At 60.4% G+C, this 22,897-nt stretch carries 17 protein-coding genes; 6 read left to right on the top strand and 11 right to left on the bottom strand.

The window, feature by feature from the left end:
• Positions 1–16: 16 nt before the first annotated feature.
• From INF32_RS00765 to INF32_RS00750, 4 genes are read right to left on the bottom strand one after another with little or no spacing between them, the layout of a single operon-like run.
• On the bottom strand, positions 17–895 hold the full coding sequence (locus tag INF32_RS00765) for an electron transfer flavoprotein subunit beta/FixA family protein (RefSeq protein ID WP_226386508.1): 879 nt from the start codon (positions 893–895) through the stop codon (positions 17–19).
• A gap of 33 nt (positions 896–928) precedes the next feature.
• On the bottom strand, positions 929–1,621 hold the full coding sequence (locus INF32_RS00760; RefSeq protein WP_226386507.1) for an OmpA family protein: 693 nt from the start codon (positions 1,619–1,621) through the stop codon (positions 929–931).
• A gap of 22 nt (positions 1,622–1,643) precedes the next feature.
• The gene (locus INF32_RS00755) at positions 1,644–3,527 is read right to left on the bottom strand and encodes an FAD-dependent oxidoreductase (RefSeq protein WP_226386506.1); all 1,884 of its coding nucleotides are present in this window, start codon (positions 3,525–3,527) and stop codon (positions 1,644–1,646) included.
• Between the two features lie 37 nt (positions 3,528–3,564).
• Positions 3,565–4,830 (bottom strand): adenylosuccinate synthase, encoded by a 1,266-nt coding sequence (locus INF32_RS00750; protein ID WP_226386505.1) that lies wholly within the window; start codon positions 4,828–4,830, stop codon positions 3,565–3,567.
• A 219-nt stretch (positions 4,831–5,049) separates the two neighbouring features.
• Between INF32_RS00750 and INF32_RS00745 the strand changes: the two genes are divergently transcribed.
• Together INF32_RS00745 and INF32_RS00740 are read left to right on the top strand one after the other, a co-directional pair.
• The gene (locus INF32_RS00745; protein ID WP_226386504.1) at positions 5,050–7,041 is read left to right on the top strand and encodes a tetratricopeptide repeat protein; all 1,992 of its coding nucleotides are present in this window, start codon (positions 5,050–5,052) and stop codon (positions 7,039–7,041) included.
• Between the two features lie 26 nt (positions 7,042–7,067).
• Entirely contained in the window at positions 7,068–8,453 is a 1,386-nt protein-coding gene (locus INF32_RS00740; protein WP_226386503.1) for an MFS transporter, read from the top strand.
• A gap of 90 nt (positions 8,454–8,543) precedes the next feature.
• Here the strand turns inward: INF32_RS00740 and INF32_RS00735 are convergent, their stop codons facing one another.
• Together INF32_RS00735 and INF32_RS00730 are read right to left on the bottom strand one after the other, a co-directional pair.
• Entirely contained in the window at positions 8,544–9,527 is a 984-nt protein-coding gene (locus INF32_RS00735) for a glycosyltransferase (RefSeq protein WP_226388074.1), read from the bottom strand.
• Entirely contained in the window at positions 9,521–11,518 is a 1,998-nt protein-coding gene (locus INF32_RS00730; RefSeq protein ID WP_226386502.1) for a protein-disulfide reductase DsbD family protein, read from the bottom strand. Before INF32_RS00730 ends, INF32_RS00735 begins: the two co-directional genes overlap by 7 nt.
• Before the next feature lie 214 nt (positions 11,519–11,732).
• Between INF32_RS00730 and INF32_RS00725 the strand changes: the two genes are divergently transcribed.
• The 3 genes from INF32_RS00725 to INF32_RS00715 are packed head-to-tail and all read left to right on the top strand — an operon-like array spanning position 11,733 to position 14,732.
• Complete coding sequence (locus INF32_RS00725; protein ID WP_226386501.1) at positions 11,733–12,578, top strand: sugar phosphate isomerase/epimerase family protein; 846 nt, start codon at positions 11,733–11,735, stop codon at positions 12,576–12,578.
• 42 nt (positions 12,579–12,620) lie between these two features.
• A complete protein-coding gene (locus INF32_RS00720; protein ID WP_226386500.1) occupies positions 12,621–13,352 on the top strand; it encodes a 3-keto-disaccharide hydrolase in 732 nt (243 codons plus the stop codon).
• A gap of 24 nt (positions 13,353–13,376) precedes the next feature.
• Entirely contained in the window at positions 13,377–14,732 is a 1,356-nt protein-coding gene (locus INF32_RS00715) for a Gfo/Idh/MocA family oxidoreductase (protein WP_226386499.1), read from the top strand.
• A gap of 217 nt (positions 14,733–14,949) precedes the next feature.
• On the opposite strand, the gene INF32_RS00710 is transcribed toward INF32_RS00715, so the two are convergent.
• The gene (locus tag INF32_RS00710; protein ID WP_226386498.1) at positions 14,950–15,828 is read right to left on the bottom strand and encodes an arginase family protein; all 879 of its coding nucleotides are present in this window, start codon (positions 15,826–15,828) and stop codon (positions 14,950–14,952) included.
• 72 nt (positions 15,829–15,900) lie between these two features.
• Complete coding sequence (locus INF32_RS00705) at positions 15,901–16,623, bottom strand: acyl-[acyl-carrier-protein] thioesterase (RefSeq protein WP_226386497.1); 723 nt, start codon at positions 16,621–16,623, stop codon at positions 15,901–15,903.
• A gap of 83 nt (positions 16,624–16,706) precedes the next feature.
• On the opposite strand from INF32_RS00705, the gene INF32_RS00700 reads away from it, so the two are divergent.
• On the top strand, positions 16,707–17,525 hold the full coding sequence (locus INF32_RS00700; RefSeq protein WP_226386496.1) for a phospholipase A: 819 nt from the start codon (positions 16,707–16,709) through the stop codon (positions 17,523–17,525).
• A gap of 64 nt (positions 17,526–17,589) precedes the next feature.
• Here the strand turns inward: INF32_RS00700 and INF32_RS00695 are convergent, their stop codons facing one another.
• Genes INF32_RS00695 through INF32_RS00685 form a run of 3 tightly spaced genes read right to left on the bottom strand, consistent with a single transcriptional unit; the run spans position 17,590 to position 22,868 of the window.
• Positions 17,590–19,344 (bottom strand): glycoside hydrolase family 88/105 protein, encoded by a 1,755-nt coding sequence (locus INF32_RS00695; RefSeq protein WP_226386495.1) that lies wholly within the window; start codon positions 19,342–19,344, stop codon positions 17,590–17,592.
• Between the two features lie 7 nt (positions 19,345–19,351).
• Positions 19,352–20,902 carry a glycoside hydrolase family 28 protein gene (locus INF32_RS00690; RefSeq protein ID WP_226386494.1) on the bottom strand — a complete coding sequence of 517 codons (1,551 nt, stop codon included), beginning with the start codon at positions 20,900–20,902 and terminating at the stop codon, positions 19,352–19,354.
• Positions 20,903–20,939: 37 nt separating this feature from the next.
• Positions 20,940–22,868 (bottom strand): glycoside hydrolase family 28 protein, encoded by a 1,929-nt coding sequence (locus INF32_RS00685; protein ID WP_226386493.1) that lies wholly within the window; start codon positions 22,866–22,868, stop codon positions 20,940–20,942.
• Between the last annotated feature and the right edge of the window lie 29 nt (positions 22,869–22,897).

Below are 22,897 nucleotides of genomic sequence, written 5' to 3'. Positions count from 1 at the left end.
TCTCTCGTTAGATGATTTAACCCAATGTATGGCTGGCGATCAGCTCGGCCATCAGCCCGTCGATGTCCGCATCGGCCGCAGTAAGGCGCTTGGCCTCCTTGGCCTGGAAAACGACGTTCTCGATCTTCTTCACCTTCGTGGGAGAGCCGCTCATACCCAGCTGGCTGTCGTCGGCATCGACGTCGGCCACGCTCCACTCCCCGATATTGAGGTACTCCTTGCAGCCGCACTGCACGCGCAGATAGTCGTTGTCCACCGCCTGCAGTTCGCTGGGGGTCTTGGCGTTCTTGTACTTCATCACCCGTTTGGCATGCTGCGGACGGCACTCGGCAGCCGATCCGTTCACGGTCATCACCATCGGCAGAGGGCAGCTCACCGTCTCCACGCCATGTTCCAGCCGACGCTTGACGACGATCTGCTCTCCGTCGAGGGAGACGATCTCCTCGGCATAGGTCACCTGGGGAATCCCCAGCTTCTCGGCCACCTGCGGACCTACCTGCGCCGTATCTCCGTCGATGGCCTGACGGCCGGCGACGATGATGTCGGGCTGCATCTTGACCAGCGCCCGCGAAAGGGCGTAGGAGGTGGCCAGCGTATCGGCCCCGGCGAATTTACGGTCGGTAAGCAGCACGCCGCCGTCCGCCCCGCGGAACATGGCGTCGCGCAGAATGTCGGCGGCCCGGGGAGGTCCCATGGTAAGCACCTGCACGGTACTTCCCGGATTCATATCCTTGATTACGAGTGCCTGCTCCAGGGCATTCAGGTCTTCGGGGTTGAAGATGGCCGGCAGGGCTGCACGGTTCACGGTGCCGTCCTCCTTCATGGCGTCCTTCCCCACATTGCGGGTATCGGGCACCTGCTTGGCCAGCACTACTATTTTCAACGCTTTTTTCATTATTAAAAAGTATGGTTTAGATGTTTTCAGGTTCTATTTCAGGGTTCCGGCCTCGGCCTGGCGGATCGTCTCTTCACTGGCCGTGATGAAAATCTCCACGCGACGGTTGGCGGCACGCCCCGCCTCGGTGGAGTTGTCGGCCACGGGAGAGTCGTAGGCGAGCCCCTTGACGATCATCCGTTTACTGCTCACGCCCTGCCCCATCAGCACATTGGCCACGGCCTGCGCACGCTCCTGCGAAAGACGTTCGTTCACGGCCCGGCTGCCCGTGTTGTCGGTATGCCCGTAAATGGTTATATCCGTGTCGGGAGCATTCTGCAACGAGACGGCGAAACGCACGAGCGCATCGCGCGATGCCTGACTCAGGTCGCTCTTGCCGGTGGCGAAAAGAATCTTGTCGTTGAAGGTCACCTTGATGGCCTGCAGGTTGTTGCTGTCCTTCACCATCTCCACCTGAGCCCCCTGGATTTTCTCCAGCTCGGCCTTCTGCTTATCCATCCGGCGGCCGATCAGCGCCCCGGCTCCGGCACCCACACCGGCACCGATGGCCGCTCCGATCGCTGCGCCCTTACCGCCTCCGGCCAATGCCCCGATACCGGCACCCAGCGCGGCACCGCCGCCCGTACCGTACAATGCACCCTTCCCGGTGCGGCTCATGGTGGAACAGCCCGTCACCGAAAGGAGGGCAGCCAGCAGAACGATCACGGAAAATTTCGTCGTTTTCATCTTCTTTCACATTTTAAAATCGCTATTGTCTCGCGGAACGGCCTTCCGTTCCTCTTCTGTATATCTCTTCCAACACCTCTCCGCGCGGAGTGCGGCCCGCTTCGGCCTCCAGCGCCAACCTGCTGCGCTTTCTCCACGCCTCCAGGTCGGCACGGCTCACCGCCTCCGACAGCCGGGCCTCCCATCCGGGCAAATATCCGGCCAACCCCAGCACCTGCACCATCTCGAACGCATCGTCTTCCGGGGTCACATCTTCATAATAGATCAACGTGGCTTTCTGTCCGATCAGCTTCTCCTGCAGCCGTCTCACATCGACGTTGCGCACCTTCAGCCCGCAGTCGATGGCCAGCGAGGATGCGATGCCCGCAGCCTGGCCCAGCGCCATCCAGCAGGGTTCCATCCGCAGGGTGGAGAATCCCACGTGCGAACCCGACACGGGAACGGGCAGCAGCAGGTTGTCCACCTGCCGGGGCACCATCACTCCGTAGGGGACGGTATAGACCCGGGCGTCCGTAATGCCGAAAAAGCCGTCCAGATGCACCCGCCCCTTCTCGCGCTTGCGCACGGCGTGCGAATCAAGCGAATAGTGACTGGCCGTCACGCTCTCCGCGTGGACCGGGGGCCGCTGGCCATCCGCCACGGGCAGGGCGTCTTTCGCTGTAAAAAAATAAACTCCCTCGAAACGGCGTCCCTCGCGCACGTAGACCTGACGCGGGAAATGGCCGTTGTCGATATATTCGTCCGCCGCCAGCCCCCACCGCGACGCAGCCTCGCGGAAGTGTTCCGGCAGCGCCTCGTCGTTCTGAGCGAACCAGATGAGCCCCAGCGTATAATCGCGCAGCCGGCCGGCGAAACGGTCCCTCCACTCCCACGACGAGGTGGGCCAGGGCCAGTTCTCCTCCGGCAGGTCGGTCGAAATCAGGGCCAGATGCTGATTGTTGGCATCGGTTTTCCGGTTGGGCAGGGTCACCATATTGGTAATCTTGGCGATACCCCACTTGTCGCCGGGAATTCCCGTCTCTCCGCCCGCTCCGATCGCCCGGCGGTTCTCCTCCATCATCTCCGGCGTCACCTTCCTGAACGAGACATGGGTATTGCGCCCCGTCCAGACATCCTCGACAAGGGAAAGATACTCTTCCCGGTTGTAGTTCTTCGGTTTTTCGACCCGCACCCGGTTGGCCGGATCGTCGGTCAGGCAGAGACGGTAGTTGTAGGCCTGCACGGCATTGTCGCCCATCCCGTCGCTTCCCTCGGCCACGGGACCGCTCCAATACTTGTAGATACGGCCCGCACCCGGCTCGCCGAATTCGTCGCGCCCCTCGCGGCCCACCCGGAAAGGCACGCCTGCGGCCGCTCCCAGATCGCCTTCGTACGTGGCGTCCAGGAACACCCGGCCCCGGTACGTTTCGCTCCGTCCCGTAGCCCGGTCGGTGACGCGAACGCCCAGTATCCGGTCGTCCTCCATCTCCACGTTGGCGGGGTCGCAGTCGAACTGACGCAGGGTGAACACGTCGATCCGCCCCCGGTATCCGGACAGCATACGGTCGAACACCCGGCCGGCCACGGAAGGCTCGAAATGGAATCCGCCGCTGCAATCCTTCACCTGCTGCGAATCGGGTCCGTACTTATCGGCATAATACCGGCGCACGTTCTCCACGAACTCGCGGAACAGGCCTGTCGTGGCCGCCCGGGTATTGATGTCGGTCGCTCCCAGACCGTTGACAGGAAGCCCGCCGATATGGGAAGTGCGCTCCAGAATAACGGAACTTTTCCCTTCGCGGGCGGCGGCGATGGCGGCCATGATTCCCCCGGGAGTTCCCCCGACGATGACCAGATCGTATCCCGGACGGGCGGAACCCGCACAGGACAACAGCAGAAAAAGGTTCAACAGGATCGTAAATCTCATACGGCACGGTCGACGGCGGCCCTGCAAAGGGCCGGGATTAGCGAACGATCGTCTCCTCGCGGTCGGGACCCACGGAGATGATCACCACGGGCACTCCCGTCTCGCGTTCGATATATTCAACGTAGGTTTTCAGTTCGGCCGGGAAATCCTCGTACCTGCGGATATTGTTGATATTGCATTTCCACCCTTTGAAATCCTTGTAGACAGGTTCGATCTTCCCGCCGGTCTCAAAGGGGAATTCGGAGGTCTCCACGCCGTCCACCTTGTAGGCCGTAGCCACCCGGATCGTGTCGAAATCGTTCATCACATCGGCCTTCATCATGATAAGGCCCGTGACTCCGTTCATCATCACCGAATATTTCAGGGCCACCATGTCGAGCCAGCCGCAGCGGCGCGGCCGTCCCGTCGTGGCGCCGAACTCGCGGCCGATCTCGCGCAGCTTCTCCCCGTCGCCGTCGAACAGTTCCGTCGGAAACGGACCGCTGCCCACGCGGGTACAGTATGCCTTGAAAATACCGTACACGTTGCCGATCCGGCTCGGGGCCACACCCAGACCGGTGCAAACACCCGCGCACAAGGTATTGGACGAGGTGACGAACGGATAGGTACCGAAGTCTATGTCGAGCATCGAGCCCTGCGCCCCTTCGGCCAGCACGGCCTTGTTCTCCTCGACGAAACGGTTGACGGCATATTCGCTCTCCACCAGACGGAATCGTTTGAGGTTCTCGATACCGGCGAACCATTCGCGTTCGTACTCGGCGATATCGTACCGGAAATCGTACTGTTTCAGCATGTGTTCGTGCTTCTCCCGGAGCTTGCGGTAACGCTCGGGGAACTCCGGCGAGAGGATGTCTCCCACGCGCAGGCCGTTGCGCCCCGTCTTGTCCATATAGGTCGGGCCGATTCCCTTGAGGGTCGAACCGATCTTGGCACCGCCCTTGGCCGCCTCCGAGGCGGCGTCGAGCATCCGGTGGGTGGGCAGAATCAGATGGGCCTTCCTGGAGACGAGAAGTTTCGAGGCCACATCCACGCCGCTGGCTTCGAGCTCGGCGATCTCCTGCGAAAGGATCACGGGATCGATCACCACGCCGTTGCCGATGACATTGACCGAGCCGTCGCGGAAAATACCGGAGGGGATCGTATGCAGTACGTAGCTTCTGTCGCTGAAATGGAGGGAGTGGCCCGCATTGGGGCCGCCCTGGAACCGGGCGATCACCTGATATTTCGGGGTCAGCACGTCGACCACCTTCCCCTTGCCTTCGTCGCCCCATTGCAGACCGAGCACGACATCTACTTTTTTCATCGGATAGGTATTAAATTTCACGTTCGGTTAAAACACAAATTGCTGTCAAAATTACGTTTTTTTTCGGTAAGTCCCTAAAATAAGCCCGAAAATGTTATCCCCATTTAATCAACAAACGGGGTTTCGCACAAAAGCAGGAAACAATAAAGCGGTTATTTCGATAGTTTATGTTATATTAGCGGTCTGAAAATGTCGTTTACATCTCACCATACGTCTTTCATGCGCAAAGCGGTCATCGTATTCCTGCTGGGCCTGTGCTCTCTGGCAGGCCAGAAGGGGTATGCACAGCTAAACAAAGAGTATTTCTTCTGGGTGGGCCGGGGCATGCTCATCGACAACCGCTACCAGGACGCCATCGAGACGCTCAACATCCTGCTGAAGGTCGATCCGGGTGCGCACGAAGGTTACTTCCTGCGCGGCATCGCCAAATACAACCTCGACGACCTGCTGGGCGCCGAGATGGACTTTTCGCTGGCCATCGAGAAAAATCCCGTCTTCACGATGGCCTACCAGTACCGGGCCATCACCCGCTCGCGGCTGGGCAATTACGACGACGCGCTGAACGACTTCCGGGAGGCGATCAACCTGCGGCCCGACCTGCCCGGCCCCTATTACAGCCGGGGCGTCACCTACCTGCTGAGCCAGCAGTACGAGGAGGCCATCGCCGACTTCGACATGTTCATCCGCCACGAAAACAAGGTGGCCGACGCCTACATCAACCGGGGAACGAGCTACCTCTTCCTGAAAGACACGGTGAGGGCGTTCGAGGACTACAACACGGCGATCCGCACCAACCGTGAGAGCCCGGACGGCTACAACCGCCGGGGGGGGCTCTACATGGCCGAAGGGAAATACGATCTGGCACTGGAGGACTTCAACAAGGCGATCACCTGCGACTCCGCCTACACCGTCTCGTTCTTCAACCGCGCGCTCGTCTACGCCAACACGAAAAAACCGATGCAGGCGCTCGAAGACTTCGACCGGGTGATCGAACTCGACTCGACCAACTCGCTCACCTACTTCAACCGGGCCATCATCCGGTCGCAGATCGGCGACTACAACCGGGCGCTGGACGACTACAACCGCGTGGCGGAGTATTCGCCGGGCAACGTGCTGGTCTACTTCAACCGGGCGCTGCTCTACACCCAGCTCGGCGACTACCCCAGCGCCATCGACGACTACTCGAAGGCGATCGAACTCTATCCCGATTTCGCCAACGCCTACCTCAACCGGGCCCACCTGCGCTACATGATGAAGGACACCAAGGGGGCGAAACAGGACCGCAATTTCGCCGAAAAGAAGATCGCCGAATACCGCTCGAAGCTCAACGACAGCACCTTTTCGGTCTATGCCGACACCAGCCGCAAGTTCAACCAGCTCCTCTCCTTCGACAACAAGTTCTCGGGCAGCCGGTTCGGCCGGATCGGCAACCGCACGGACAACGTCACGCTGCTGCCCCTGTTCAAGTTCACCCTCACGGAGCCGGATTCGACCACCACGATCGACCCGCAGCGCTATTACGTACAGCGCGCGGAGGACTTCCTCGCGGAGATCGACAATCCGCTGCTGAGGCTCACCAACCGGAGCAGTTCGTTGTCGCCCGACTCGCTGGTGGCCATGGACCGCCGGCTGGCCGCACGGATCGACGCAGGCAATACGGACTGGCACCTGCTCTTCGAACGGGCCGTCACGCAGGGGCTGATCCGCCAGTACACCAATTCGGTGAACTTCTACTCGGCGGCCATCGAGCGCAACCCGACCAATCCGTTCCTCTACCTGAACCGGAGCACCACGCGCAGCGAAATGATCGACTTCATCTCCTCGATCGACAACAACTACCAGCGCATCACGATCGACGCCGATCCCGTGAACCGGCTCAAGAACAACTCCCGGCGCACGTACAACTACGACGAGGCGATCGCCGACCTGAACAAGGCGGCCAAACTGCTTCCGGACTTCGCCCACATCTATTACAACCGGGCCAACCTGCAGGCTCTTTCGGGCAATCTGCCGGAGGCGTTCGACGACTACACCAAAGCGCTGGAACTCAATCCCAACTTCGCCGAGGCCTACTTCAACCGGGGGCTGGTACAGATATACATGAAGGATACCCGCAAAGGGTGCCTCGACCTGAGCAAGGCGGGCGAAATGGGCATCCAGGAGGCCTATCCGGTGCTCAAAAGATTCGCCGGGTCGGAGGACGGGGAATAGCGACTACAACTCAAACGATTAAATAAATGGTAGCAAAAATTCAAAAGAAGATCAGCGAGTCGGCCACGGCCCGCTGGTTCGTACTGGGACTGGTGGCCTTCACCATGCTGTGCGGCTACTTCATCACCGACATGATGGCTCCGCTGCAGGACCTGCTCCAGAGCCCCGTGAACCTCGGCGGACTGGGCTGGAGCGGCGACGAATACGGCACGTTCACCAGTGCCTACGGCTGGTTCAACGTATTCCTGCTGATGCTCATCTTCGGCGGCATGATCCTCGACCGGATGGGCGTCCGCTTCACGGGCCTCATGGCGGCCGGAATCATGGTGCTGGGCGTGGCGATCAAGTGGTTCGGCGTCTCGCACGACTTCGGGGGTGCCACGGTGCGTCTCTTCGGGTCGGACTGGGGCTATCCGCTGCTCGTGGCCTCGTTCGGCTTCGCCCTGTTCGGCGTAGGGATCGAAATCGCGGGCATCACGGTCTCCAAGATCATCGTCAAGTGGTTCAAGGGAAAGGAAATGGCGCTGGCCATGGGACTGGAGATGGCCTGCGCGCGGATCGGAACGGGACTGGCCATCGGTGTCACGCCGCTGCTGTGCAAGGCGTTCGGAGGGTCGATCAGCATGCCCGTGCTGATGGGCCTGCTGTTGCTCTGCATCGGATTCCTCTCGTTCATGGTCTTCGTGGTGATGGACCGCAGGCTCGACGCCGAGCGGGCGGAAGAGGAGACGGAGGCCGAGGAGCCCTTCCGTTTTTCGGACATCTTCTCAATCATCAGGATCAAAGGGTTCTGGTACATCGCCATCCTCTGCGTGCTCTTCTACTCGGCCGTGTTCCCCTTCCTGAAATACGCCCCCAGTCTGATGATCAACAAATTCGGCATCTCCCAGGAGCTGTCGGGTCTGATTCCCTCGATCCTTCCCTTCGGGACGATCCTGCTGACCCCCTTCTTCGGCAACCTGTACGACCGCAAGGGACACGGAGCGGGCATCATGCTGATCGGCGCCGTGATGCTGGTCTTCATCCACGCCATGTTCTCCATCCCGGGGCTCGACTATTGGATCATAGCCCTCGTACTGATGATCCTGCTGGGAATCGCCTTCTCGCTGGTACCCTCGGCCATGTGGCCTTCGGTCCCCAAAATCATTCCCGAAAACAAACTGGGCACGGCCTACGCCCTCATTTTCTGGATTCAGAACTGGGGCCTGATGGGCGTTCCGTACCTGATCGGCAAGGTGCTCGACAAATACTGCATCACAGGCTTCGTGGACGGAAAACCCGCCTACGATTACACGCTGCCGATGCTGATCTTCACCTGCTTCGGCATCCTGTCCATCGTCTTCGCTCTGCTCCTGCGCCGCGAAGACGCGATCAAGCATTACGGACTGCAACTGCCCAACATCAAAAAATAACCCTGTCAAGGTACGGAATATGCGGGAGGGGCCGAAAAGAATTTCGGCCCCTCCCGTGCATTTACCGGTTCCGGTACGGACAGCCCCCGCTCAGAAAAAATTCGTCCGGTAAGTCTCCGCCTCCGTCCGTTTCAGCACGAGACGTTTCCAGGCACCGGTCAAAAAACCGATTCCATAGCCCCACAACTGCACGAACGAAGTGGCGGCCGAAAGCAGCCCCACCCTCAGGCTGCGGTTGCGCAGCGAGGAATCGGCACACCAGACCAGCGCAGCCAAACCCAGCGGCAGCAGGAAAGCCGGACGGACGAACGCCAGCCCCAGACAAAGCAACGATCCCACCGTGAAAGCCGCCGGCAGCAGGTGCACCGCCTTGAGCGAACCGGGATGCCGTTTCGTCAGGTTGATCCGGGCCACACCCGAAAAATAGACCTGCCGGAAGAAGGAGCGCAGGCTCGTCCGCCGCTTGTGGCAAACCGCCGCCTCAGGCAGCAGACGGGGCTCCCCACCCGCCGCAATGATCCGCATGCTGAGGTCGATGTCCTCCCCGAAACGCATGGAGGCGAATCCTCCCACCCGCTCGAACAGGTCGCGGGCCACTCCCATGTTGAAACTGCGGGGAATGAAACGGTCGAGCTTATGCTTTCCGCCCCGGATACCCCCCGTGGTAAAAAAAGAGGTCATCGAATAGCTCACGGCCTTCTGCATGGGAGTAAACCGCTCGTCGGCCCGGTCGGGCCCGCCGAATGCCCGCACACCGGCCTCCACCGCACGCGAAACGGCCTCCATGTAAGACGGAGGGGCGATGCAGTCCGAATCGAGGAAAACCAGGAAATCGCCCTTCGCCCGGTCCGCCCCGTAATTGCGGGCCGGACCGGGCCCCCCGTTCTCCTTCACGTAATACGACACGTCGAGCCGGCCGGCATATCGCTCCGCCACGGCCCGCGAATCCACCTGCGAACCGTCTTCGACAAGGACCACCTCGAATCCCCCGCGGCTCTGGCGGACGAGGCTGTCGAGCAGCTCCTCCGCCTCGCGGGGACGGTTATAGACGGGTACGACGACCGAAATCATAATTTTCCGTTTTTACGGGCCTCCCAGGCCGCGATCCCGCTCTCCAGGAACGCGGCGAAACCGGGCACGCTCAGATCGTAGCCCCGCGGCGGCACCAGCAGCTCCCCGCGGTCGTCCAGCAGCAGATAGCAGGGCTGGGCGTTGACCCCGTAGCGCGTGCGTGCGAAATAGGAATTGATCTTGCCGAGACTTTTGAGCACCTTGCCGCTTTCGGTGGTTACCCAGTCGCTCTCGGGCAGCTGCTTCTTATCATCGGAATAGAGGGCTATAATCACGTAATCGTCCCGCAGCAGGGAGAGCACCTCCGGCGCCGACCACACCCGGGCCTCCATCTCGCGGCAGTTCACGCAGCCGTGCCCCGTGAAATCGACCAGCACGGGCTTGCCGACCTCGCGGGCATGGGCCATCCCCTCTTCGAAGTCGAAGAAACCCTGCAATCCATGGGGCAGATGGAGGAAATCGCCGTATTTAGGCCCTTTCGTTCCCGCACTCCCGACAGCCGCACCGGACGGCGCCGCACTCCTGTCCGCCGTTCCGCCCAGCAGCACGAAATCCTGCGTGTGCATCGGAGGCAGGTAACCCGCCAGCCCCTTGAGCGGGGCGCCGAACATGCCCGGCAGGAGATAGACCACGAAGCTGAAGGTGACGATCGCCAGCAGCAGCCGGAACACGCCGATATGCTTCACCTCGCTGTCGTGCGCGAACCGCAGCTTACCCAGCAGATAAAATCCCAGCAGGGCGAAAACGACGATCCAGACGGCCAGATAGACCTCGCGGTCGAGAATGCCCCAGTGATAGGTCTGGTCCGCCACGCTGAGGAACTTGAGGCCCAGCGCCACCTCCACGAAACCCAGCACCACCTTCACCGAATTGAGCCATCCGCCGCTTTTGGGCAGATTTTTCAGCAGGGAGGGGAAAAAGGCGAAGAGCGTGAACGGCAGGGCGAACGCCACCGAAAAGGCGAACATGGTGACGATCGGCTCCCAGAACTCGCCGGCGGTCGATTTGATGAGCACCGACCCTACGATGGGCCCCGTACAGGAAAACGACACCAGCACCAGCGTCAGGGCCATGAAAAAGAGGCCACCCAGTCCGCCCCGGTCGGCGCCCCGGTCGCTCCGATTGACCAGCCGGCTGGGCATCGTGATTTCGAAGGCGCCGAAAAACGATGCGGCGAAGACCATGAACACGAGGAAGAAAATCACGTTGGGCAGCCAATGCGTAGCCAGCCAGTTGAAGATGTCGGCCGTCACGGCATCGCCTCCCACGACCCGTGTCACCAGAATGATCGCGGCGATCGGCAACGTATAGAGCGCCACGATGAAAACGCCGTACATCAGCGCCCGGAAACGTCCGCGCCCCTTCCGTTCGTTCCCTTTCAGGAAGAAGGAGACCGTCATGGGCACCATCGGGAAGACGCACGGGGTGAGCAGCGCGGCCAGCCCCCAGAGGACCGCCTCGACCACCGTTCCCCACAGACTTCCCGTATTTCCGGGCGCACGGGCGGAGGAAGCCGCTTCCGGCTCTGCCGGACCGATCCTCACCTCAAAATCCTCGTCGGCGGGAGGCAGGCAGGTCGTCTCGTCGCAGACCATCCACTCCACGTTACCCTTCAGCACGGCCGAAGCCGCCGTCAGCCGCACCTTCTGGCCGAAAACCGCTTTCCCGGCATAGTAGCCGATCTCCATGCCGAACACCGGATCGTCCACCCGCTGCGGCTCGGCGAAAGGATAGACCCCGCCCTCGAGCACCAGTCCGTCGGAAGGTTCGAACGTAAAGAGCGTGGCATTGGGTCCGAACGCCTCGTACGGCCCCAGATCGTACATGTGATAAGGAGGACGGATGTCGGCCTCGAAAACCGCCTCGAACACACCCTCCCCGGCCGGCCGCGCCGAAAACCGCCACGACACGGGATTCTCCTGCGGCAGGGCCTGCAGGAACAGACCGGAAAACAGGAGCGACAACGCAAGGATTTTCACTATTCTATTATTCATCGTTCGATATTTCGTTCTGTCCGGAACCGGCATGGCCGGAAACCCTCCGATTCCGCCACTAAAGTAGACAATTTTATCGGTTTACGGACACACGGCCCGTAAAATTCGGGTTCTGAAGAACAAAACGGGCGAACGCCCTTGCCCGTTCCGTTTTTTTTCATTAGATTTGTTTCGCCTTTTTTACGCATTTTTCAAACCTTAAATCTACCCTAATATGAAAAATCTGAAAAATCTGGCCGTTCTGGCGGCTCTTCTGGTGGGAACGGGCACGGTCACGGCCCAGATCAAACTGGGAGTCTGCACCAATGTCCAGAACGCACAGAAGGCCAAGGAGGCCGGCGCCCAGTTCATCGAAGAGAGCGTGGGGCGCTTCCTCATCCCCGGCAAACCGGATGCCGAGTTCGCCGCCAATTTGGCCGCAGCCAAAGCCTCCCCGCTGCCCATCCGCTCCTGCAACGGTTTCCTGCCCGGCACGATCAAGGTGACCGGTCCCGCAGCCGACCACGAAGCCGCCTTGAAATGGGCCGAAACAGCCTTCCGCCGTGCGCAGCAGGCCGGTATCTCCTACATCGTATTCGGCAGCGGCGGCGCCCGTCAGGTCCCCGAAGGTTTCAGCCATGCGGAAGCGACGGACCAGTTCGTCTCCCTGCTGAAAAAGATGGGTCCGATCGCCGGGAAATACGACGTGACCGTCGTGCTGGAACCGCTCCGCAGCGGCGAATGCAACTTCCTCAACACGGTAGGAGAGGGTGTGAAGATCGTCAAGAAGGTAGGCCATCCCAACATCCAGTGCCTGGCCGACATCTACCACATGCTTCAGGAGAACGAAGGTCCCGAAGCGATCGTCAGGGGAGCCAAATACATCAAACACTGCCACGTAGCGGAGAAGACCGACCGCGCGGCCCCGGGCACCAACGGCGAAGACCTGACGCCCTATTACGACGCGCTGAACAAAATCGGCTACAAAGGCGGCCTCTCGATCGAATGCAAATGGACGGACTTCGACAAGCAGCTCGCTCCGGCCCTGGCCAATCTGAAAAAGAACACCGCCCGGAAATAAAACGGGCTTTCATACGTTAATCATTCAAAGTAAACACCGATCATGAATCTGAAACGCATCGCCGTGGTCACCCTGTGCACGCTTCTGTGCGCCGGAGCCTCGGCAAAAGGAAAGGGAGCGGACAACACGCTGACCACGAAGGAACAGAAACAGGGGTGGAAACTGCTCTGGGACGGAAAGAGCAAAAACGGATGGAAAAGCATCAAGGGCGGTCCTGTGCCTGCGACCGGCTGGACCGTGGAAAACGGCACGCTCACCATCGCCGACAATAACAACAAGACGTCAGTGGGCGACATCGTCACCGACCGCAAGTACAAGAACTTCGAACTCTCGGTCGATTTCCTCTACACGGACGGCGCCAACAGCGGCATCAAGTATTTCATCACCGAGGACAAGAGCGGTAAAATCTCGAACGTGGCCTGCGAATACCAGGTGCTGGACAACCTGCTTCATCCCGATGCCAAGCTGGGACACGACGGCAACCGGCAGCTGGGAGCGCTCTACGACATCTTCCCCGCCGAGATCAAAACCCCGGCCAAAGCCGGCGAGTGGAACACGGCCCGCATCGTGGTGAACGGCAACCGGGTGACCCACTACCTCAACGGCAAGAAAATCCTGGAGTACGAACGCGGCAGCCAGCAGTGGAAAGAGGGCGTGGCCCGCAGCAAGTTCAGCAAGCGCGACGGTTTCGGCATGGCCGAAGAGGGATACATCCTGCTGCAGGACCACGGGAAAAAGGTTTCGTTCAAGAACATCAAAATCAAGGAACTCTAAGATAGTCAAACTAACCGTAAGAACATGAGCAAGATCACAAGAAGAGACTTCATCAAACAGGCAGGTCTCGCCTCCGCCGGGCTGATGCTGGGCGGCGTTGCCCTGAGCAACAAGAGCTATGCACGGGTCAAGGGTGCAAACGACCGCGTGAACGTGGGTGTAGTCGGCTTTTCCGACCGTTTCCGCGCCACGCTGCTGCCCTGCTTCCTCAACCACAAAGACAAACTGAATTTCGACATCGTCGGCGTATCCGACATCTGGAAGCTGCGCCGCGAAGAGGGAGGACGTTATCTCGAAGGGAAACTGGGCCACTCGATGCGCCAGTACGTCAATAACGAGGCCCTTTACAAGGATAAGGACATCGACGCGGTCATCATCTCCACCGCCGACTTCCAGCACGCCGTGCACGCCATCGAGGCCGCCGAAGCCGGCCGTGACATGTACGTGGAAAAACCCTTCGCCGAGACGATGGAGGACAACCGCGCCGCCCGCAAGGCCGTGGAGAAAGCCGGCGTCATCTTCCAGATGGGCTCGCAGCGCCGCAGCGGTCCGAACTACCACGCAGCCAACGACTTCATCCGCAGCGGCAAGTTCGGCGACATCGTGATGTGCGAAATGACCTGGAACGTCAATCAGCCCGACCGTTGGAGAAGGCCGACCCTCGTTCCCAAATGCAAGAAGGAGGATCTGGACTGGACGCGCTACCTGTGCAACCGGCCCTATCAGGATTTCGATCCCCGCAAATACCTCGAATACCGTCTGTTCTGGCCCTTTTCGTCGGGTATTCCCGGACAGTGGATGGCTCACCAGATCGACACCGTGCACTGGTTCACCGGCCTGCACCACCCGCGCAGCGTGACGGCGAACGGCAACATCTATCTCTGGAAAGACGGACGCACCAACTACGACACCATGACCGCCGTGATGGACTACGGTCCCACGGACGATCCCAACAAGGGTTTCCAGGTGCTCTACTCTTCGCGTTTCACCAACTCGGCCGGCGGTGTGAAGGAGATCTACTATTCGAACGGCGGCGAGCTGAACCTCGACACCAACATGATCTCCTCGAACGGTTACCTGACCAAGGCCCATGCCGAAAAGATGGGCCTGAAGGAGAACAAGCTGCCCGAAATCAAGCTGGAAGGCATCAAGGCAGCCTCCGAAGCGAATATGGGCGGCGACCCGCTCACCTCGCTCCACATGCAAAACTGGATGGAGTGCGTGCGCAGCCGCAAACAGCCCAACGCCCCCGTCGGCGCCGCTTACGACCACTCGACCGCCTGCATCATGGTCAACGCCGCCCTGCGCACGAAACAGTACGTAGAGTTCGACGAAGAGCATCAGGAGGTTATCGCCGGAGGCAAGATTTTCAAATACTAAACGGTCTTCCGGACAAAGGGGACCCTCCGAATAAATCCCCGAAAATGATCGTCACCCCCGTCAGAGTTCGTTCTGACGGGGGTGAAATTATTAAAGCGAGAAGCATCGACAGCCCCTCCCGTCAGCGACGGAAGACTCTCCGATACAGCGGAAATTCCGACCTTTTATACCGCATCCCTCATTACACGGAACAGGGAAGGCCATCGCCTCCCCCTCACTACTTCAGCAAAGGCAACCGAGCCAGCAAATTTCTGATTTTAATCGCAATCCGGGGCATCGGCTCGGCCACCGTGAGCCCAACCACGTCGTACGTAGCGGCCACATCCTCGATGACCCTCGCCACCTGTTCCATCTTCATACCGTCCGGCTCCACCCCCACTCCGGCGACGATCTCTGCAGGATCGAGCACATCCAGGTCGAGATGGATGACCACCCGGGAGACTCCGGTACCTCGCAACCACTCCAGTACGGCCCGGCTGTCCGCGGCCACCTCGGCCGGCGCGAGGCTTCTTATTCCGAAAACCTGCTGACGTTCCCGCGTTCCGCCGTTCGCTTCCCATGCCCGCAAGCCCACGATCAACACCCGTGAAGCATCCGCCCGGCCCGGCAATAGACCTACGATCTCCTCGTCGCCCATCCCGAGACAAGCTGTCAGGGCCATCGCATGATACCCCTCGTACTCATCGCCGGGCAGGTTGATATCCGGATGTGCGTCGAGCCAGATTACGGCCACGTCGTCCGGATACCTTTCCATCAGATACGTAAAAGGGACGACACTCACAGAACATTCACCGCCGAGCGTGACGATCCGCCCCGGGGCGTTTTCGCGCAGCAGCGCGAGGGCTGTCTTCGTCTGTTCGAGGATAACCCGGCGGGCACTGATTCCTCTCTCCGTCTTTCGGTCACCCACATCCATCGACACGGGTACCTCGACCGTCTTCCGGTCACTCTCCGGGGCGAGCATTTTCAGCAACTGTGCGCCCAGCCAGTATCCTCTCGATGCGTCGTCGGCCGGAATATCCGGCATCCAACGGTCCACGATTCCGCCCTGCCACTGCGGATAGATGAGGCGAATAGTCGATTCTTTGTTTTCCATGATTCCGATATATGTCGATCCTGCCGCCGGTATGGTCCGGCAGAAATTCCGTTCATGCCCGGGCGGGAACGCCTATTTCCACTCCAGCGAGGCACGGCAGAGCGCCGTCCCCTCCGCATTGCGGACTTCGAACAGGGAGACGGGCGCATCCTCGAAACAGATGTCCAGAAGATCGCCGTAGCGGGCTTCGTGCATGAAGTTGAGCGTATAACGGCGGCACACCCGTTCCGTGTGCCACTCCACGGGGAGCATGTCGACCATCCACTCCAGGTATTTCATGCTGTTGGCATGCCGGTTGAAATCCACGTCGCTGTACACGACCCGGTGCGCCTCCGTCCGCGAAGGCTCGACCCGTGCGATACGGCCCGGCTTCTCGATCGGGGAGGGCTCGTCGCGCACGGCTTTCAGGTAGTCCGGATTGTTGCGCAGATCAAGCGGCTGGCGGGACGAAAGGTCGATCATCGCCCAATAGCTGACCGCGGCACCGATCCGGTTCCCCTGCTCGTCCAGCACCCGGAAATTACGGGTGGTCATCAGACGGCTCACGTCGCCGACCCAGGTCTCCACACGCAGTTTCTCGTACTGTGCGGGACGGCGCTCCATCTCCACGGCGAAACGGGAAAGCACCCACGAGGCGTTGTTCGCCCCCAGCACGCGCAGCCCGAACCCGTTGCGGTCGGCATCCTCGCCCGCCGCATGCAGAATGTCGTCGCCGAGCGCCATCAGCGTCGCCTGCCGCGTGAAATCCACGTCTCTCGGCTCGATCCGGTAAGTATAACAGCCTGTTTCACCCATAACAACCTCCTTTTAGGACAGATTAAGACAGAACAAATATACTCTTTTTTCCTAACTTTGCCAAGTCAAATCCGATCCCTCCGATGAAATACCTTCCGCTCCTTCCGGCCCTTCTCTGTTGTACGCTTTCGCTGGCCCAGCCGGCCGGGACGCCGCGCGATTCGCTCTTCTCCGAGCTCAAGCGCACCCCCTCCTTCTCCATCTACAAGGACAACTACGCCGTGGTGGGCTGCCCCACCAACCACACGCCCGACAAGTTCAATTCGAACGTCAAGTACCAGATCAGTTTCCGGCAGCGGCTCACCAATGCCGTACTGCCGCTGGATTCCTACCTGTTCATCTCCTACACACAGAAAGCCTTCTGGGACATTTTCCGCAATTCGAAACCCTTCACCGAACTGAACTACAACCCGGGAATCGGCATCTCCGTTCCCGTCTTCTGCCAGAACAGCCTGAAAGGTTTCTTCTCCCTCACGGTCGAGCACGAATCGAACGGCCGCGACAGCATCTGGAGCCGGAGCTGGAACTTCGTCTCGCTGGCTTACAGCACCTCGTTCAACAGCCACTGGAAACTGACCGTCAAGGGCTGGATTCCCTTCTCGTGGCGCAGCGACAACCCCCGGTTGATGGACTACGTCGGCTACGGAGAGGCGAAGGTGACGTGGCTGCCCCTGCGCAACGAACGGATCGTGACCGACATCACCGTCCGCAAGGGAGCCTCCTGGTCATGGAAAGGATCGGTGCAGACCAATTTCGCTTTCAAAATAGGCAAAAACAGCAACCAGTACCTCGGCTTCCAGTGGTACGTGGGACAGGCCGAAAGCCTGATCGAATACCAGGATTTCGTCAGCATGATCCGTTTCGGCCTCTTCATCAAGGCCCGCAACCTCGATTTCTATTAAACGCGACGGGAAGACCCGTCGTTGCGGATCTTCCCGTCGTCCGGAACCCGGAAGGGCCCGTTCTCTATCTCCTCTCCCGATAGAAACGGTCCATCTGGAGACAGGCGAAGACGAACGGCAGCAGGCCGTGCGTATCGCTCTTGACGAACTTCACCCGTTCGTAATCCATCGGGTCGGTACTGAAATTGGTTCCGGCCTTCACCCCGTTGAAATCGCCGTTTTCATCGACGAAGGTGGTCAGCGCGGCCCACGCCTTCTCCACCGCAGGGCCGTACTCCTTACGCGAGAGCCAACCGTTGTTGATCCCCCGGGCCAGGTTCATCGTGAAGATGGCGGCGCCGGACGACTCGCGCACCGAACCCTCCATATCGAGCACGTTGCGCCAGAAACCGTCGCCGTCCTGACAGCGCACCAGCCCCTGCGCGTGTTTCCGGTAGATCGAAAGAATCGCCTTGTAGTTCTTGTGGTTCCGGGGCAGCGCCTCCAGCACCTCGCTCGTGGCCCAGAAAGCCCAGCCGTTGCCCCGCGACCAGAAAGGCACCTTATCCTCCGGACGCGAAGGATAGCACGCCTGCCGGTAGAGGCCCGCCGAGGGTTCGAAAAGATAGCGGTTGAAGGTCAGCACCTGCGTCGAGGCATCGTCCAGCAGGGCCTCGCGTTCCGCCGGGTCGTCCGTATATTTCGCCCAATAGACCAGGTAGGGCAGCCCCATGAACATGTCGTCCACCCAGATCGAGGGTATCCGCGTGTAGGTGCGGGCGAAGATGCCGTCGATCCGGAACTGACGGTGCTTCAGATACTCCACCACCTTGCGGGCCCGGGCCTCGTAGACCTCTTTCTCCGCAAAATCGGGATCGGCCGTCAGACGCGTCACGTACGGCATGGCCGGAGCCGAATAGTAGTCGAGCATCGGACGGTCGGCCTGCCCGAAATTCATCGAACGCACGGCATGCAGCTCGCGGGTCTGGTACTCGGCCAGCGGCACCGTCTCCAGCGCATAGTCGCACCAGCGGGCGGCATAATCGCCGTACTTCGGATCGCCCGTCGCGGCTCCCAGCCGCTGCAACGCCCAGACGAATCCGCCCACATGGTAGCTCCAGCTGAAAAACTTGCCGCCGTCGCGGTTGTCGATCAGCAGATTGATCCGGGGGATGTTCCATCCGAACTGGCGGCCGCCGCTCCGGTACACCCGGTAAAACCCGTCCTCGCGCTCCGGCGGGCAGGGCGTGTCGACATCCCCCTCGAACGTACCCAGCACCAGCCAGTTGGCATGGGTCACCTTGGGAGCGTAGTTTTTCAGCGAACAGGAGATCTTCTGCCCCTTTTCGGCATACCGCGACATATTGGGTCCCTGAAGCAGGAAAAGCCATTTTCCGTCGCCCATGTATTCCGACTTGACCAGTACCCGGTGGTCTCCCGCAGCGAGCCGCACGGTGAAACTCTCCGGCAGCTCGTAGGTCCGCTCGTCGAAGACGATCGGCAGCTCCCGGGCTCCCCGCCCCTCGAACACCAGTTCGTCGTCGATCCATATCTTCAGCCCGGCCGTACGCCCCACGGCGAACGTATGCTCCTGGTCGGCCTGGCTGTGCATCGTGGTGAGCCCGTAGGCCACTCCTTTCACCGGCGCACAACTGATGCCGAAGTCGATGAACTCCACGTCGGGATAGGGGGCCTGCATCACATATTCGAACCCGGGAGTCACCCGGTCCACCACGTTGTCGGCCACCAGCCGGGCCCATTCCAATGGCGTGCGGGAGGGCGAGGCACAAACCGCGGCGGCAGCCAGCACCGCCAAACACGCCGAAACCGTCTTTTTCATCGGCATCCTATTTAAATCGTATGTTTTTCACGAAACGGGGTTCCTCCATGCCCAGATCGGAGAGCGAGCGCACGGGTTTGCCCGCCACGGTCACCCCGTCGAAAGTCACCCCGTCGATACAGTGTTCCGCATCGAGACCGGCCATCGACGCCCCTTTCGGGAACATGATGTCGAAGGCGCAATCCTTGAACAGCACGTTCCGGATATGTCCCTTGCCCGAACGGCTCAGAATCTGGAAATGGATCGCCTTGCGCTGGTTGTCGGGGAAATTGCGTTCGACGCGGTTGTTCACGAAGCGGATATTCTCGAAGGCGGCCCCGTCGTAACAGTAAAGGGCCATGCCCCGGTCGCATTCCACCACGTCGTTATCCTCGAAGAGGATGTCGCTCATGCGGCCGGCCTTGGTCTCGGTCCCCACCTTCAGCGACGATTTGCGCGTGATGAAGACGCATCCGCGCACCGTCACCCGCTCCAGATCCTGCAACAGGTCCATGTTGTTGGTGGTCTTGATGGCGATATTGTCGTCGTTGCAGTAGGCGAAACAGTTCTCGATCAGCACGTCGCGCGAGGCATCGGGATCGAAGCCGTCCGTATTGGGCACGGCGAAGTCGTTGAGCACCTTCACCCCGCGCACCGTCACCCGCTCCGAATGGAGGATATGGGTGTTCCAGGCGGCCGGGTCGCGCAGGATCACGCCTTCGATCAGCACATCCTTCGAATTGCGGATACGGATCAGATTGGCCGGCTTGCCCTGCGCCCGGATCACCGTACCGCTGCCGTCGATGATACCCCGGCCCCAGATGCGCACATTCTCGGCATTGTCGACCAGAAGCAGACGGCTGAAGGTCATGAACTCGCCGTTGTCCGAATAGTTCGCCTTGTTGTTGATGTGGTCGGCTTCGGGACGGTTCCCGTCCGAAGGATAATCTTCCCGGTTCTCCGACCCCTTGACCAGCGCCCCTTCGGCCAGGTAGATACGGCTGTTGCTGCCCACCGTAAGGGTCCCCGTGCGGTACACTCCCCGCGGAAAGACGAGCGTTTTCCCCGTACGGGACGCCTCGTCCAGCGCCCGTTGCAGCGCCTCGGTCTGCAAGGTATCGTCCGAACCGGACTTCACGTAATCCAGCACGGAGATCACACCCGCATCTCCGACCCGGGGCACGTCGGTCTCCACCGGATCGGCCAGCAGGATCAGCTTCTCCCTGCCGTTCACCTCCAGCACGTACCAACCCGGCCCGGGCAGCGTGAAGGAGACCGTACCGCCGGCCTGCGTCCCCTCGATTCCGAGAATCATGGGGCTGATGCGGAAGTCGTTCACCTCTCCCGCAAAAGCGGCCTCGATCCGGGTCGGACCCGTAACGGGGAAATTGACATAGTGGATCGCCTTGAAATGCTCCACGAACAGCGCCCGGCCGTCGGCCCGGGCCGAGAACAGTTCGCTCGGCTTATGGAACTTGTCGGAGCCCGTGGGCTGCTGGGGCGCCACGGCGGAAACCGCAGCAGGGAAAAGGCCCAGCCACACAGCCGCTGCGCCGATCAACATCATTATTTTCTTCATTGTTTTTCCAGGGTATTTTCAAATTTCACACTGCACGCTATTCCGACACGATCTTCCCGCGCTGCCTGTCCCACAGGGGGCTCGGCTCGGTGCGGGTAGAAGTCTCCACGGTCACGTTCTCCAACTTGTAGTCCGATGCGTCATCCATCACCACGGCCGGGCGCACATCGGTGTATTTGAACCGGATATCCACATTCTTGAGCGTAATGCCCTTCACATGGCGGATATAGAGCCCGTAGGCGGGGCACACGCCGAAATTGTCGAACTCGGGATATTTCTTCTCCACTTCCGGCACGTCGGCGTAGACCAGATCGGGATTGCGCATCGACCCGTAGAGGTAGAGATCGCAGTCCTCGATGGTGATGTTCTCGATCGGATGACCGGGGATACCCGCGATGATCGTACCCAGTCCGCGGCCGCCCTTGTGCTCGGTGTAACCGATGTCCGGATTGCGCAGATTGCGGATGGTGACGTTGCGGATCATGCCCACCGGTGCCACTTTCGGCCCTCCCTCGAAGGTCCGTCCCCGGTTGCTCATCCGGATGAAGAGCGGCGTGGAACAGGTGTGCAGCACGATATTCTCGTAGAGGATGTTCTCCACCTGCGCACCGTCGGCCGATTCGACCGCCACGCTGTACCGCGTCCAACCCTCCACGTTGCTCACGTGCACGTTGCGGATGTCGCTGTGGGTTTCGGTTCCGATCTTCACCAGGTGGCAGTTGGCGTAACGCACCCGCACCCCGTCAATCCGGATATTGTCGCTTCCCGTAGCGGAGAGCGATTTCATGCAGACGGCATCGTCGCCCGTAATGGCACTGTAATCACGCAACAGCACGTTCCGGCAACTGCTGATGTCGATACCGTCCTGGTTGTGCGTTCCCGTGTAGCTGCGCACCTGCATACGCTCGATACGCATGTCCCTGCACGACTCGTAGCGCTGCGTCCAGTGGGCGGGACGCACCAGCGTGATGTCGGTGACCGTCAGCCCCGCCACCTGCGACATGCTGATCAGGTAGGGTCGTTTCGAAACGCTGTAATGTCCTTTCCAGGGCCATCCCTCGCCGATCGAATAACCGTCGATGATACCGCCTCCCGTGATGGCCACGTTCTTCCGCTTTTCGGAAAAGATCAACTGGTAGATGCCCGTAGTGTCGTTCGGCTGGAAATAGGGCGTCGATACCGGCCGGGCCGGATAGTCGGCCAGTTCGGTGGAGCCCCGCAGGATCGAACCGGCCTCCACCCGCAGCGTGGTGTTGTCCTTCAGCTCGATCATGCCGGTCACGAAAACGCCCCCGTTGACCCACACCGTACCGCCGCCCGATGCGGCGCATTTGTCGAGGGCCGCCTGGATCGCCTTCGTATTGACCGTCCGTCCGTCGCCTTTGGCCCCGAACGCCGTCACGTCGAACACGCGACCCTCCGGCCGTTTCACCTCGGGCCACTCCCCGACGGGCTGCAGGGCCACGATATACATTCCCTCGCGGGTGCTTCCGTTGGGACCGAGCGCCACCCGCTCTCCGGCCAGCGCACGGCGGCGGTAGAGCGAAAAACTCTCGCCGCAGGAGTTGGTCATGCGGCCGGGTACCTTGATATAGGCGTCGAGCCATGCGGGTTTGTTCGTGATGGCGTCGTTATGGAGAATATAGACGTCCGCCGCATGTTTCAGCGTGAAATAGGCGATCACGGGACCTTCCGTCCATTTCACGAAACTTTTGGACCCGTAAGCCGTCTGAATCCAGTCGGCCCCTTCGAGCACGGCAGGCAGCGAGGTGATCGTCACCGCCTCCTCGCCGTACATCTGGCAGCCGGACTGCAGATTGCCCTGTTCCAGCCAGTGCGAAGCGTTGAAGTTATTCTCCCAGGCGTCCAGAATGTCCAGCCGGGTCAGCAGCCGCGTGTCGGCCTGCGAAGAAGATGCTCCCAGCACGGAGACCAGCAGCAACAAATGGATCGCGATTCTTTTCATTCGATAAGTTATTTTAAGATAGTCAGTCA

Source organism: Gallalistipes aquisgranensis (assembly GCF_014982715.1).
In the GTDB taxonomy this organism is placed as follows: Bacteria; Bacteroidota; Bacteroidia; order Bacteroidales; family Rikenellaceae; genus Gallalistipes; species Gallalistipes aquisgranensis.
The sequence above is the reverse complement of the archived record's forward strand: the minus strand, read 5'-3'. Positions and strand labels throughout refer to the sequence as shown.